Source organism: Bradyrhizobium sp. SZCCHNRI1029, assembly GCF_032487555.1.
Lineage (GTDB): Bacteria > Pseudomonadota > Alphaproteobacteria > Rhizobiales > Xanthobacteraceae > Bradyrhizobium.
In genome coordinates this window covers 587,345-600,147 of sequence record NZ_JAUEUK010000004.1, presented here as the reverse complement: position 1 = coordinate 600,147, position 12,803 = coordinate 587,345, and the positions used below count along the sequence as shown (strand labels likewise).

Here is a 12,803-nt window from a genome sequence, read left to right as displayed (position 1 = left end):
CTCTGGCCGTGCGCTTTGCCACGCCATCCGCGCGGAACGCGAACGCGGGGTTTGCGTTGCCCCGCCATGAGCATCAGGCAATCCTTGTTCCTCTCCTTCGCACTGGTCTCGGCCGCGGCTGCGGCCCACGCCCAGGCGCCGCCGACGGCGGCCACACCTCCGCAGGCGACGGCGCCGGCCTCCGACGCGAATGCCGCCTGTGCGCCGAATGCCCGCGCGACGGCGACGCCCGACGGCATCACCACCGGCAGTGCCGGCGAGCCGCTCGGCGACAAGCTGGCGAAGACCAACGGTGTGTTGTGTCCGCCGAGCGGGGTCGATCCGGAGATGCACGCGCCGACCCCGGAGGGCGGCACGACGCCGGTGATCCCGCCGCCCGGCAGCCCCGGCGGCAATCCGAACGTGCAGCCGAAATGAGCCTCTTGTGAACTGCATTGCCTAGCCGTCGCTCCTGGCGCACATGTCGGCCTGTGGCCCTCGACGACCGGCGGATACATGCGCAAGGCCTTGGAGAGTCGTCCGGAAATCCCCTGGTGCGAAAACCGCTGCTGCCCGCGAGCTTTGCTTGACAGGGGCGGAGACGCCTCCTTATATGCCGCCCGTTCACAAGGCCCGGCGCCCGCTTCGACCGGTCTTGCCTTGATCGAACATCGTGGCGGGGTAGCTCAGCTGGTTAGAGCACGGGAATCATAATCCTGGGGTCGGGGGTTCGAGTCCCTCCCCCGCTACCACGCGTGACCCACTATTGTAGCTGCCGTCTGGGAACACTCCTTTCCCGAGTAAAGCAGCTAGCTTTCCCTTCACTTCGATCTCAAATCCTTCCCTGGGTCCCTTCGGGTAAATCGTGACGCTGTGCACGAGAGCCCGGAAATCGTCGATGAGCGTGCCTCGGTCGTCCTCGGCAATGGCGTGGTCCGCCAAGGTTTCCGCTAGCGCATCGACGGTTGCGACATATCGGTCCAAGGTTGCCGGGTGAAGGGCAACCGGAACAGGCGCTTCCTCGAGCGCGGCCAGTTCCGCCTCTACCCGCTCTCGCTCCTCTTTGAGCTCGGCGATGCGTTGCCGAGCGTCGTCCTCCGAAATGACGTATCGGACGACAAGATCGATGTTGCGCTGCCGCTCGCCCTCGATCCGATCGCGCTTCGCCTCCAGGCGCGTGCGTGTTGCGGCGGCGTCTCCGGCAAGGCGCTCTCGTTCACGATTATAGTTGCGCACATAGGTCTCGATCAGCCGAGGATCCTTCAGTTCTTCGGCCATGCCGCTGAGGACCAGATTTTCGACGTCGCGAAGGTACAAGATTCTGCGGTTCGAACAGCTGCCGCTTTCGCGCACGGCCGAGCAGCGGACGCGGGTCTTGCCCGTTTTGTCCCGGTCATGCACCGACAGGCCGGATCCGCAGCAACCGCAGCGAAGAAGTCCGGAAAGCAGATGTGGCGTTCGGCGCTTGACGTGGCTGGCGAGACGGCTCTTCTGCGACTTCAACAGATGAGCCTGTTCCCAAATGGACTGTTCGACGATCCGCAAATGGGGGGCTTCGATGCGCTGCCACTCGTCCGGCGGATTGGGCCGAGACAGCCGCTTTCCGGTGTCGGGATCTTTGACCATCCGGACCTTGTTCCAGACGATGCGACCCGCATACAGCTCATTGAAAATGAGGCCGTTCCCGCGCTGCGCGTTGCCGTTGATCGTCGATGCATTCCACCGCGGGCCTCGCGGCGGACGAATTTCCTCGCGATTGAGATCCCGCGCAATGTCGCGAGGTGTTCGTCCGTCGGCATAAGCGGCGAAGATGCGCCGAACGACGGCGGCCTCCTGCTCGACGATTTCGAGCTCGCCGGGTTTGCCGGCGACCGCACGATAGCCATAGGCGCGCCCGCCAGCGTGGCGGCCATCGCGTATCACGCCGGCCATACCGCGCCGGACTTTCTTCGCGCCATCCTCGCGTTGCATCTGTCCGACGAGACCGCGAATCCCTATCAGGATGGAGTCTGCCGTGCCGTCATGCACCGCTTGGATCTGGATCCCCTGAAAGGACAGCCTCTTGTGAATTCCGGCGAGATCCTCCATGTCGCGCGAGAGCCGATCCAACGCCTCCACGACTACGACATCGAATGTGTGCAGGCGTGCAGCATCCATCAGCTGCATCAAGCCATCGCGTCCAAAAACCGAGGCCCCAGACCGGGCCTTGTCCTCGAACGTAGCGACGACTGAGAGCTGATGACGCGCCGCATAGGTCCGACACAAAGCGATCTGATCTTCAGTCGATCTTTCGCTTTGGAGCTCGGTCGAGAATCTGGCGTAAATGGCTGCGCGCTTCATCATGAACACCATTGCTGCGGCACCGAGAGTTGACCGCATCAAGATGGCATTTTGTCAGCGGCTCTCTTTCCCGCAGATGATCGCGCCTCGCATCGGCAATCGCAAGCGCTTCAACGAATTTGGCCAGGGCATTGTCAGTTTCGGCAACACAGCCTGTTGCCCGATGCGATCCCTGTCCGGTCTTTTGTCGCGCCATCTCAACAGGATGCTGCGCGGGGAGAGCCGAGGCGAGATCGGGGAACGATGAAGCGTAGCATTGGATAGAATCGAGAACAGAAACGTCGTTTGGATGCGGATCGCTTTGACCTTGGGCACTGTGCCTGCCGTCGGCACAGTCAAAAGAGGGGTGTCCGGAAACGGAAGAGGATCGGAGACGCGCTCGCCGTTTAGGATGCGCTGGCGAAGGAAAGGGTCCGGGATCGAAAGTGGGCGGTGTATGAAGTGAGGATACGAGAGCACGAGTCTTTACGTTCTGCGGCCGGTTGAAGGATCGGAAATCGAGCTCACCGCGGCTTCCTCGAATCGACCTTCCGCACGCCATCCGGCTGGATCTGCGATCCATCGGTTTATATCGGATTCATGCCAGCCCGAACCGTTGCTGCTGATTTTGAGCTGGGCCGGGAACGTGCCCTCGGCGATCTTGCGGTAGATTGTGGACCGGGACAGCCCGGTCCTGGTGAGGATGGTCTTCAACCTGATGATCTGGTTCGCGCATGGCCGTGATGCCCTTCGCTGGTCGATTCTGAGGTGTTGTGAGACCAGAGAGGCCAAACAGATGCAGGCGGACAATAAGAGTTCGCGCGTTGCCAAGCGTGGCGTAGAGCCGGCGGCAAACGGGATGGGTCAAATTCCAAGGCTTCGGCCTCTGCCGAGATCGATGCCATGGACGAAGGCCAGATCCTGGCCGAGCCGGCGGCCTGATTCGAATGCAATGCCGAGATCGTTCTTGCGACCGGCGAGAATGGATTCCAATTGCGGGTCGCGTTCGAGACTTTTCGCCATGTCGCCCATCGCGGACCGCGTGGCCTTGTAACCGGACATGTCCCCGGCCTGATATTGTCGCTGACTGGTGTGCTCGAGCTTCTGCCAGCGCTCTACGAAGCGATCGGCGCGGCGGCTCGGATCGGTGCGCAGTTCAGTCTCGAGCTGGAGCGCGCGGATGGCGCGGTTGAGGCGTCCGCCAGCGGCCTCGCGGGCCAGCTCGGGGTTCTTCTTGTAGGCGGCCTCAGCGTCGTGGGAGCCATAGGGGCGCACCTTTTCGAAGGCCTGGCGGGCGGTCTGTAGCTCTTTGACCTGTTCGGGGCTCGCTCTGCCGCCCATCTCATGCGCTGCGAAGATCGCATCCACGGCGCGAGCATGGCGCACCAGCGCTCGGGTCCGCACACGACGGGCTTCCGCTTCGGGATCTTGCGCCACGGTCCTTGCCGGCACTTCGGCTTCGCGCCGGTCGGCTGCCGTGCCGCTGTTTTCTTTTTCGGGGGATCCCCGCTCGGGCCGTCGTCCGCCATCCCGGTCGAGCACCTCTCCAGAAACGCTAAGGCCGTCGAACATGCCGCGCAGCGTCTCTGGCACGGCCTTGCGCACGATCTCGGCCACGCGCTCGCGGAACGTGATCCCGCGCCGCTCGGCGTAGCTCTGGACGGGATCGGCACGGTCGTAATCCAAGGCCATGTCCTTCGACCGGTCGCGCGACAGAGCACGGTTGAGCCGATCCGCATCGGTAAAATCGTTGCGGCCATAATGCAGGTCCACGCTGTCGCGATGCCGCGACAGTGCGACATAGCTGCTGTGGGCGTCCATGCCGGGCGTTGCCAGTACATGGACCCGGTCGACCGTCATACCCTGCGCCTTGTGGATCGTCGCGGCATAACCGTGGTCGATCCGGTTGTAATCCTTGAGGTCAAAGCGCACGGACCGGCCATCGTCGATCTGCACGGTCATGGATTGCGCGCTGACCAGTTCAATGGTCCCGAGTGTGCCGTTCTTGACACCAAGCCCACGCTCGTTCCGCAGGAACATGATGCGGTCTCCGCCGGCGAAGCTTCTCGCGCCGCGCTCGACCGTTACACCCACCTCATTGCCCAGAGCGCCGGCGGCCCGCATCCGTCCGCGCGCCGCCTCGTTCAGCGCGCGCACCTCGTCATTGGTATGGGTCAGGATGATCCGGCTCCGGTCCGGCGATACCTGCCGGTCGCGGTCCCAGCGCGCGATCAGATCGCCCCGCGCCTGCTCGCGGGTTATCGCCTCATGCACCATGCCGTTGGCCCGATAGGCTTCTAGCGCATGGCCGACCTTGCCGGTCGCCAGATTGCGCGTGGCGTCGCGCTGCCAGTCTTCGCGCTGACGGCGTATTTCGCCGATCTCCGCCCCGCCGTGACGCTCATGGATCGACCGGAAAGCTGCGCCCGCCTCGATGGCCTGCAGCTGCTGCGGATCGCCGACCAGCACGACCTTGGCGCCCGCCTCGGCAGCACGAGACATCACGCGCTCGAGCTGGCGCGTGCCGACCATGCCCGCCTCGTCGATGACGAGCACCTCGCTCGATTTGAGTAGATCACGGCCCTGCTCCCAGCCATGCTCCAGACTGGCAATCGTGCGCGACGCAATGCCCGACCCGCCTTCGAGGTTTTCTGCTGCAATGCCGGACAGCGCCACGCCCCGGACCTCGAAGCCGGCTGCTTCCCACGCCTCCCGCGCCACCCCCAGCAGCGCGCTCTTTCCTGTCCCGGCATGGCCGACCACGACGCTGAGACCGCGTCCATCCGTGACGTGCGCCAAGGCGTCAACCTGCTCGGATGACAGCACCAGGCCGCGTGCTTCCGCACGCGCCAAAGCGGCCTGGCGATCCTCGTCGCGCACCTGGTGGCGCTCCCGTTCTGCCATCAGCTCAGCGGCCCGGTGCAGGCGCCGTTCTGCTTCGATCATTCCGCGGGTGGTGAACCGATCCTCGCCGCGAGCGTCCTTGCCGAGGTCGACTAGATCTGGCGCTCCCTGCATTGCGCCCAGCACTTCATTGAACTGGTCGAGCCCGTCACTGTGCCGATGCGCAAACTTTGCGAGGTCACGGCGTGTGAAGGTCGATTGCTGTTGGGTGATCGCGTCCAGTCCAAGGGAGGGATCGGCGATGATCCTCCTGCCGTTGTTTCGCGCGATCTCGCGGTGCATCTCGGCCCGGTCAGCCTCAGCGCCCTCGCCTCCGCCTCTCCGCCCCTCAATGCGCTTGGCCGGTGCGCCGATCTGGCTTTGCGGCTCGAGCGCAATGCCCTGGGCTTCCAGGCTGCGGTGATCAATCCGCGCGTCGATGTCGAGCTCGGCCAGCCGCTCGTTGGCAATCTCCGCCCAGCGTTCGCGCCAGCGCTCGACCATCTCCGTGCGGTTCCACTCTCTCACCTTCTGACCAAAGCCGTTCTGATCGACCGAGCGCATTGTCAGCATGACATGGGCGTGCGGCTTGGGCAGGCCGTCTTCGGCCCTGTCCCAATGCACATTAAGATCGGCGATCATGCCGCGACGGACGAACTCGCTCTGAACGAAGTCCCGAGCCAGCTCAATGCCCTGCGCCTCAGTCAGTTCTCGCGGAAGGGCGAACTCGATCTCCCGGGCCAGCTGGGCGTCCTTGCGGACTTCGAATGCTTCGACATCGTTCCAGAGCCGCTCGCGGTCACTCCACGCCTCCGGCGCATTCTCCGGCAGCATCACCTCGGAATGGACGACGCCGCGCTTGGCCGAAAAATCCTGCTCACGGCCCAACCGCTCGTCGCGCAGCCGCGAGCCCGAGCGGTAGGCCGCCGATGCCACCGCGCTGCTCCCGGCCTTCCGGCCAATGACCTTGACGTGAAGATGATAGATCGCCATCGCGAGCAGAGCATCTACACAGCGAAGCGTACGTCGGCACGACGTATAAGCGCGCCCTCCCTCGAAAAAATCTCGGGAGGGATTATCCCATCTCAGCTCGTCCTGACGACCTTACGGCAAGGCGCCGCTAGCCGAGTTATCATTTCTCCGCCGACGTAGGGAGACGACAATGCGCAAACCAAGGGACTTTGATGCGGACCTGAAGGCACTCGACGACAAAGCGCACGAGCTTAAAACCCGCAAGGTGCGGCAGCTAGGCGAGCTCGTCATTGCCACGGGAGCTGACGCGCTTAGCGCAGACGAACTCGCTGGTGCGCTGATCGTGCTGGTCGAGACCAAGGAGGCCGGAAAGAGGGAGGCATGGGCCAAGCGCGGCGTCTCGTTCTTTCAAGGACGGTCGATGCGGAATGCGCCAGCAACTGACCGCGACGCTAATGTGGTTTCGACGCAACCGAGCGGCGCGCAACCGGCAACAAGCCGCAAGGGCACGGCGTGACATGCGCTCTTGGCAGATCACGCGCCGAAAGCGCACCCGCCATCTCATCGAACTCGGTGGCCTCGTCGTCAAAGCCGGTGTCGTGGAGCAAACCGGCGATGATCGCGCCATCATCTATGGCGCGCTGCTCTGGGTTGCTGACAAACTCCAAAGTGATCAGCGCGAACGGGCGCGAGCGCTATGGATGGCAGAGGGGAAGCGGGTGTTTGAGGCGGAAGCGGCGACACCAGACAAGAACGATCAAAATGGCTCAACACCAAGCAAGAGCTGAAACTCTGCCTGCCCAATCGCCAGTGTCCTTGACGCGCAATTGGCGGCTGTGCGGTGTGAGCTTGAGCCGGCGAGAGGCATGGCAGCAATGCCGCTTAGCGCTCCGGCAAGCCGGCGGCGATCATCAGCTTGATCATCCGATCGGCGGCCTGGACGAAGACCGGGCTGGTGTTCTTCATCGGCGGTGCAACGTTGAGGGCCGTCGTGCCAGGCCGCAACCTCAGGCCCTCCTGCATGGCCGCCTTCGCCTCCTCGGTCCGGCCCAACTGCTGGTAGGCCGCCGCCAGATTCATGTGCGGTCGCCCCGAGGCCGCGGTCTGCGCCGCGACGGTGGTCGGCGCATCGTTGCTCAGGCTGCATCAGGGCCACGACGGTCTGATTGGCAACGACCTCGTCACCAGCAACGTCGCCATGCTTGAACATGTCTTCAAGCCAAGTGAGGATCACGGGCTGCGCGTAACAGCTCGCGTCTCAATTATAGAACCGAGCATCCCATTCCTGGAGCTGGACAGCTAGTTTGGAAACCCCTTGAGTTTTCCCCAACGGGATTGGTGTGGAGGCAAAAGGGTGAAGGGCGTAGCGCAAGCAAGTCCGCTAGGAAGCGAAGGCGAAGAATGCGACTCCGGCGTCAACGACACCAGCACGCGCCTTGGGAGCACGTCCGCTGAACGTGTATCGAGATCAGCCTGGATCGCGATCGCGCTCAGCTTCGCAGCGGTCCTGCTCGACGGGCTTGATACCAGTTCGATCGGCGTGGCGGCTCCCGTCATCGCAGCCCACTTCATGGTCTCGCCGGCGTCGCTCACACCTGCGTTCGTGCTGACGAGCGTCGGCGCCGTGCTCGGATACCTGGCGTCCGGCCCGCTGGTCAGCCGTTGGCAGGCGCGTCCTGTCCTGATCGCAAGCGTGGCGGCGTTTGGCGTTCTCTCGCTGGCAACGCCGCTTGCGGGTTCCGTGGAGCAGCTTGCAGCGCTGCGCCTGATCACGGCTATTGGGCTCGGTGCAGCGTTGCCGTCGGCGATTGCCATTGCGACGTCGCAATGTCCGCCAAGGCTGAAGGAGACGGCTGCCGTCATCGTCGGGACCGGGCTCGCCGCCGGCGGCATCCTGGGCGGTGTGCTCGGTGCAGTCCTGACCGCGCGTTTGGGTTGGCAGTCCATCTTCATCATCGGCGGTGCCCTGCCGCTCGGACTCTCCCTCGTTCTGCTGTTTTGGTTACCCAGGCTGACCGCCGCGCGCGATCCGTTGTCGACCAATCAACGCGACCTGCACCTGGGCGGTTTGAAGCTGATCGGAGATCTGCTCGCCACTGGCGTTGCGAGCCGGACCGTCAGCCTTTGGATATTCTCCTTTCTGATCTTCGCTGACGGCTACGCACTGGTGTTCTGGCTGCCGGCGCTGCTCGTCAAGCTCGGATTCTCGACCGAATATTCGCAGCTTGGCATCAGCTTCTTCAGCGCCGGCGGCCTGGTCGCCAACGTCCTCGTGATGCTCCTCGTGAGCAGGCTTCCGATTGCGCGTATCCTGGTGTCGGCCGTGACCCTTGGGGTCATGTCTGCGGCGGGGCTTGCGGCGCACGACGTGGTCCCGCTCGGTGTCTGGCTGCTGATTGCCGGAACCGGTGCAGGTCTGATCTCCTGCAGCGTGGGGCAGTCCGCTCTCGCTGTCGCGATCTATCCCGAAGCGCTTCGCACCCACGGTGTCGGCTTCTCCGCTGCCGCCGGCCGCATCGGCTCGATCGTTGGGCCCGCGTTCGCAGGTCTCCTCGTTTCGAAGGGTGTTGCGCCGAAAGCGATCTTGCTCGCGGCCACGCTTCCCGCATTGCTTGCGATCTTCGCTCTGCTTCCGCACTTGCGGACGACGGAGCGGTCATGATGCGGCGTTTCAAATCTGGAACGCTGCTCGCCATTTTCGGACGCTGGCTGCATTTGGTGAGAGAGCTTAAGCCGTGGGGCCGGGAAGTGCCTTGTCGGAATAGGAATGACCGCTGTGGAGCATGTTGAGCTGGAAACGCCGTTTGGTCGGCTGCGCGGCGCGCGATCAGAAGGAGTGACCGCGTTTCGGAGAGTTCCGTATGCGGAAGCCCCCGTCGGCCCATTGCGCTTTGAGATGCCGTCAGTGCCGCCGCGATGGGGCGGTGTTCGCGACGCCGTCGCGGCCGGGCCGATTCCTCCGCAGAATCCGTCGCGTCTCGACGTGGTGATGGGGACCTACGACGTCGAGCAAAGCGAGGATTGTCTCCATCTGGACGTCTGGACCGGTCATGCGGCAGGCGACCGCGCTCCGGTCCTGGTGTTCATTCATGGCGGCGCCTTCATGACCGGAGGCGGATCGCTGCCTTGCTACGACGGAGGCATCCTCGCGAAGGACAATGGCCTCGTCGTTGTCAACGTCAGCTATCGGCTCGGCATTCTCGGCTTCTTCCCGCATCCCGGCCTCGGCGGTCTGAACCTCGGCCTGCACGACCAGGTCGCAGCGTTGCGCTGGATAGCACAAGCCATCAGCGTGTTCGGCGGAGATCCGCAGCGGATCACGGTGATCGGCCAATCGGCGGGCGCATTCAGCATCGCGGCCCTTGCCGGCATCGAAGCTGGATCGGGGCTGTTCAACCGGGCGATCCTGATGAGCGCGCCGGTCGGCGTCAAGCTGCGTACCGTCGAACAGTCGCGACCGGTCGCCAATGCAATCCTCGATGTTCTCGGCATCGCCGCTGACGAGGTCGACAAACTCCGAACGATCCCGATTGGTCGCGCCCTCGAGGGCTTGCGCATGCTGCAAAGGCGGCCGCCGGCGACCCCGGGAGATATCACGCCTCCCTTCATGCCGGTTCTGGATGATGCCCTCGTGCACCGCGATCCCATCGAGTCAATTCGAAGCGGCGGCGCACGGTGGTGCGACATGATGATCGGCTTGACGCGCGAGGAGTATGCCGCGTTCTCGATCTCGAATCCGTCGCTCGACGAACTGTCCGATGATGCGCTCGAGGACGTGATCCGATCCCAGGGGGACGACGACGCAAGTGCGACGCTGGCACGGCTGCGTTCCTCGCGCGTGCCTGCGACACCTCGCATGCTCCTGGGCGACTTCTACAGCGAACGGATGTTCACAAAGCAGAGCCTGGAGATCGCCGCCACGCAGTCCAGCCTCGGTCGAAAGGCCTTCACCTATCTGTTCGACTGGCAGGCGCCCGTTCCGGGCCTGGGAGCCTGCCATTGCATCGATCTTCCCTTCCTGTTTGGCAACTTCAACATCTGGCAGTCGGCTGCCATGGTCAAAGGCGCGGACCGGCGCGAAGTGCAGGACCTGAGCCGCCTCTTCAGAGGCTCGATCGCCGCGTTCGCGGCAGCGGGAGACCCGAACGCGCGCGGTCTCCCGGAATGGCCCGCCCACGCGGCGGATCAGGCGGTCCTGCATTTTGATCGCCGCATCACGGCATCGCGATACATCGCCTGACTCGAGCAGGAACGGCCGGGAGTTCTCTCAACGCCTGGCCGGTCTGGGCCTGCGCTTCTTCACGGCGCGTTGGGATTTGCGCCTCACGGCGGACGCCGGACCCGATGGCTGCGGACTATCGGACGAGCGCAGCCTGTCCTGAAGAAATTTGGCGAGACCGGCGAGGAACAAACGGCCGGCGACCGTCAGGGATCGGCGCGAAGGATAGAGCGCATAGAACGTCACCGGTGGCGGCGCCCAGTCGGGAAGCGGCAGAACGAGCCGGCCATCGAGCAGGTCGGCGTCGCACATCGGCATCGGCAGTCGCGCGAGACCGAGGCCGCGTAGCGCAGCCTGGCGAATGATGTTGAGGTTGTTGGCTGAAAAGTTGAGCTTGACGTTGATCTCCGTCGTCGCGTCGCTTGCGCCTAACAGACGCCAGCGCGCCATGAAGCCGTCGGCGCCCCATCCGACGCCCGGGAGGCCTTCGAGGTCTGCGGGGGTCGTGCGCGGGCCGAGGCGCGCCATCAGGGCGGGCGCTGCGACTAAGCGGTAAGGCGCTGTCGCGAGCTTCTGGCAGATCAATTCGGAATCCGCCAGATCTTCGCGCACAGGATGGATTGCGAGGTCGTAGTGATCGATCTTCGGGTCGAACGTCCCTTTGGTGTTGTCCAAGGTCAGGCGCACATCCGGATAGGTCTCGGCAAACTGGATGGCAAAATCGGCGACCAGAATCTCGGAGAGGACGGCCGGGCAGGAGATGCGCAGCATGCCCGAGGGGCGGTTCGTGCGGTCCTCCGCAAGCGCCTTGATCGCAACCAGCTCTTCCCTGATCTTCTGGCTCCGCTCGTAGATAGAGAGGCCGATTTCAGTCGCCGCGAAGTTGCGCGGGCCGCGATGAACGAGATGCACGCCGAGCTGACTTTCGAGGTCGCCGATCCGTCTGCTCAAGCTCGACTTCGGAATGCCTGTCTTGCGGCTCGCCGCCGACAGGCTGCCGGCCTCGATGATTTCGACGAGAAGTGTCAGGTCATCGACCGTTCCCATGAGTAATCCTCTGCGGAGATCTCAGACAGAAGTCCGGATTCGATGAGACGATCGAAAGCGGCACTCCAGCAAGCAGGTCGTCGTTCCAATCCTGGAACGTGACTGTACCGATTGCCGGACTTTTTGTCCCGCGTCCACTGCCTATGCTGTTTCACCGAACTGAACGGGGCGGTTCGAGGGACAACACGCCGGACCACGACAGCGTCTGATGTCTTGGACCTGGGCTTAGAGGACATTGGAGGGGGACTTGAGGCATCATATTCAGCCATTACTCATGGCACTGGCTTTTGCGTCGTGCGCAAGCGCGGCAGCTGTCGCGGAGGATTTGCCGGTCAAGGCAAAGCCAGCGGCCTCCGGTCAGCCATTCTTTTCGCTGATCGATGATCGCCTCACCTTCTCCTATATCCCCAAGGCGACGGACCCCGGCGTGTTCTCCAGGAATCCGGACGGGTCGCTCAACAGCACGACCGCGATGCAGGTCTACTCGTTCACGCATTTCGACATCTGGCAGTACGGTACGAACTTCCTGAACATTTCGATGTTCAAGGCGGACCATAACGATCCCGCCAGCCCCTGCACGAACGCGGGCGTCGTGGTCAATCCGGGCACCGGTGTTGCAACACCGGCCAATTGCGCGGGTGCAATCTTTTTCACCGGTCAGAGCCGTTCGACATTTGGCTGGAATGAAATCTTCGATACCAAGGCGTTCACGGTCGGCCCGCTCCGCAACATCTCCTTCGAGGTCGGTTTGGACCTGAGCACGTCGAACTACTATCGCGCCGCCGCTGCGCAGGCCGTATCGGCCGGCCTGCAGTTCCAGTTCGATCTTCCCTACAAGGGTTACGTCAACGTCGCGCCGCTCGCGACATGGATCTACATGGCACACATGGGATTCCTGCAGTGCGGTGGTGGCTTTGCCCCTCCGGGGCCCGGCGTGAGCTGTCTGCCCGACGGCAACCGGCGGTATCAGCCGACCTGGGCGATTGAAACGAACTACTACATGGACCTCGGCTTCTTACCCGAGAGCATGCGCTATTTATCCATCAGCGGCCGCGCCCAGTTGCTCGGCGCGCTCGGCCCCGAGAACAGCCCACTTCCCTATAATCCGCTGCCCGTCGCGGCGCCGGCCAACTCCATGACCAAAGTCTCACTCAACTCCGAGCCGATCCGCCTTACCTTCGATGCCTCCAAAGCGATGTGGGGCCCGAAATTCTCGCACTATCTCGATGTCTGGGTGGCCTATCGCTACTGGCAGAACAAATACGGTCTCGATCACAATGTCAGCAAGCTCTGCACGAGATCGCCAGGGGTGAGCAACAACACCTGCACCGAATCGAGTCTGTCCAGCGGCATCAGCGTGAAGTTCTAGTGCGTCGACAAAACG

Annotated in this window: 12 protein-coding genes and 1 tRNA gene; 8 read left to right on the top strand and 5 right to left on the bottom strand. The window is 63.5% G+C overall.

Features of this window, described 5'->3' with window-relative positions; genetic code table 11:
• Nucleotides 1–66 precede the first annotated feature (66 nt).
• Nucleotides 67–417, top strand: a complete 351-nt coding sequence (locus tag QW861_RS14975) for a hypothetical protein (RefSeq protein ID WP_316172597.1) — start codon at nucleotides 67–69, stop codon at nucleotides 415–417.
• A 237-nt stretch (nucleotides 418–654) separates the two neighbouring features.
• Nucleotides 655–731: transfer RNA gene (locus QW861_RS14970), tRNA-Met, on the top strand.
• Here the strand turns inward: QW861_RS14970 and QW861_RS14965 are convergent.
• The gene (locus QW861_RS14965) at nucleotides 688–2,319 is read right to left on the bottom strand and encodes a recombinase family protein (protein WP_315768699.1); all 1,632 of its coding nucleotides are present in this window, start codon (nucleotides 2,317–2,319) and stop codon (nucleotides 688–690) included. The two genes, QW861_RS14970 and QW861_RS14965, sit on opposite strands and share 44 nt — an antisense overlap.
• On the opposite strand from QW861_RS14965, the gene QW861_RS14960 reads away from it, so the two are divergent.
• Nucleotides 2,303–2,566, top strand: a complete 264-nt coding sequence (locus QW861_RS14960; protein ID WP_315707331.1) for a hypothetical protein — start codon at nucleotides 2,303–2,305, stop codon at nucleotides 2,564–2,566. The genes QW861_RS14965 and QW861_RS14960 overlap by 17 nt on opposite strands.
• A gap of 218 nt (nucleotides 2,567–2,784) precedes the next feature.
• On the opposite strand, the gene QW861_RS14955 is transcribed toward QW861_RS14960, so the two are convergent.
• Together QW861_RS14955 and traA are read right to left on the bottom strand one after the other, a co-directional pair.
• Nucleotides 2,785–3,060 carry a helix-turn-helix transcriptional regulator gene (locus QW861_RS14955; protein ID WP_315707353.1) on the bottom strand — a complete coding sequence of 92 codons (276 nt, stop codon included), beginning with the start codon at nucleotides 3,058–3,060 and terminating at the stop codon, nucleotides 2,785–2,787.
• A 102-nt stretch (nucleotides 3,061–3,162) separates the two neighbouring features.
• Nucleotides 3,163–6,174, bottom strand: coding sequence for a Ti-type conjugative transfer relaxase TraA (gene traA, locus QW861_RS14950; protein WP_315827668.1), 3,012 nt, complete (start codon nucleotides 6,172–6,174; stop codon nucleotides 3,163–3,165).
• A gap of 169 nt (nucleotides 6,175–6,343) precedes the next feature.
• Between traA and QW861_RS14945 the strand changes: the two genes are divergently transcribed.
• Nucleotides 6,344–6,670 (top strand): conjugal transfer protein TraD, encoded by a 327-nt coding sequence (locus QW861_RS14945; protein ID WP_315706518.1) that lies wholly within the window; start codon nucleotides 6,344–6,346, stop codon nucleotides 6,668–6,670.
• Between the two features lies 1 nt (nucleotide 6,671).
• Nucleotides 6,672–6,941: a conjugal transfer protein TraD gene (locus tag QW861_RS14940; protein ID WP_315706517.1), complete on the top strand. Its 270-nt coding sequence runs from the start codon at nucleotides 6,672–6,674 to the stop codon at nucleotides 6,939–6,941.
• A 94-nt stretch (nucleotides 6,942–7,035) separates the two neighbouring features.
• On the opposite strand, the gene QW861_RS14935 is transcribed toward QW861_RS14940, so the two are convergent.
• Nucleotides 7,036–7,233: a tetratricopeptide repeat protein gene (locus QW861_RS14935; RefSeq protein WP_315706516.1), complete on the bottom strand. Its 198-nt coding sequence runs from the start codon at nucleotides 7,231–7,233 to the stop codon at nucleotides 7,036–7,038.
• 274 nt (nucleotides 7,234–7,507) lie between these two features.
• On the opposite strand from QW861_RS14935, the gene QW861_RS14930 reads away from it, so the two are divergent.
• Entirely contained in the window at nucleotides 7,508–8,815 is a 1,308-nt protein-coding gene (locus tag QW861_RS14930; protein WP_315706515.1) for an MFS transporter, read from the top strand.
• Nucleotides 8,816–8,920: 105 nt separating this feature from the next.
• On the top strand, nucleotides 8,921–10,393 hold the full coding sequence (locus tag QW861_RS14925; protein ID WP_315706514.1) for a carboxylesterase/lipase family protein: 1,473 nt from the start codon (nucleotides 8,921–8,923) through the stop codon (nucleotides 10,391–10,393).
• Between the two features lie 27 nt (nucleotides 10,394–10,420).
• On the opposite strand, the gene QW861_RS14920 is transcribed toward QW861_RS14925, so the two are convergent.
• Nucleotides 10,421–11,419 carry a LysR substrate-binding domain-containing protein gene (locus tag QW861_RS14920; protein ID WP_315706513.1) on the bottom strand — a complete coding sequence of 333 codons (999 nt, stop codon included), beginning with the start codon at nucleotides 11,417–11,419 and terminating at the stop codon, nucleotides 10,421–10,423.
• Nucleotides 11,420–11,693: 274 nt separating this feature from the next.
• Between QW861_RS14920 and QW861_RS14915 the strand changes: the two genes are divergently transcribed.
• Nucleotides 11,694–12,788: a hypothetical protein gene (locus tag QW861_RS14915; protein WP_315706512.1), complete on the top strand. Its 1,095-nt coding sequence runs from the start codon at nucleotides 11,694–11,696 to the stop codon at nucleotides 12,786–12,788.
• Nucleotides 12,789–12,803: the final 15 nt, after the last annotated feature.

Bases quoted from the DNA above. Each gene is read 5' to 3' on its own strand.
- QW861_RS14975 (WP_316172597.1), top strand. From the start codon at position 67: ATGAGCATCAGGCAATCCTTGTTCCTCTCCTTCGCACTGGTCTCGGCC.
- QW861_RS14960 (WP_315707331.1), top strand. From the start codon at position 2,303: ATGGCTGCGCGCTTCATCATGAACACCATTGCTGCGGCACCGAGAGTT.
- QW861_RS14965 (WP_315768699.1), bottom strand. From the start codon at position 2,319: ATGAAGCGCGCAGCCATTTACGCCAGATTCTCGACCGAGCTCCAAAGC.
- traA (WP_315827668.1), bottom strand. From the start codon at position 6,174: ATGGCGATCTATCATCTTCACGTCAAGGTCATTGGCCGGAAGGCCGGG.
- QW861_RS14945 (WP_315706518.1), top strand. From the start codon at position 6,344: ATGCGCAAACCAAGGGACTTTGATGCGGACCTGAAGGCACTCGACGAC.
- QW861_RS14940 (WP_315706517.1), top strand. From the start codon at position 6,672: ATGCGCTCTTGGCAGATCACGCGCCGAAAGCGCACCCGCCATCTCATC.
- QW861_RS14935 (WP_315706516.1), bottom strand. From the start codon at position 7,233: ATGAATCTGGCGGCGGCCTACCAGCAGTTGGGCCGGACCGAGGAGGCG.
- QW861_RS14925 (WP_315706514.1), top strand. From the start codon at position 8,921: ATGACCGCTGTGGAGCATGTTGAGCTGGAAACGCCGTTTGGTCGGCTG.
- QW861_RS14920 (WP_315706513.1), bottom strand. From the start codon at position 11,419: ATGGGAACGGTCGATGACCTGACACTTCTCGTCGAAATCATCGAGGCC.
- QW861_RS14915 (WP_315706512.1), top strand. From the start codon at position 11,694: ATGGCACTGGCTTTTGCGTCGTGCGCAAGCGCGGCAGCTGTCGCGGAG.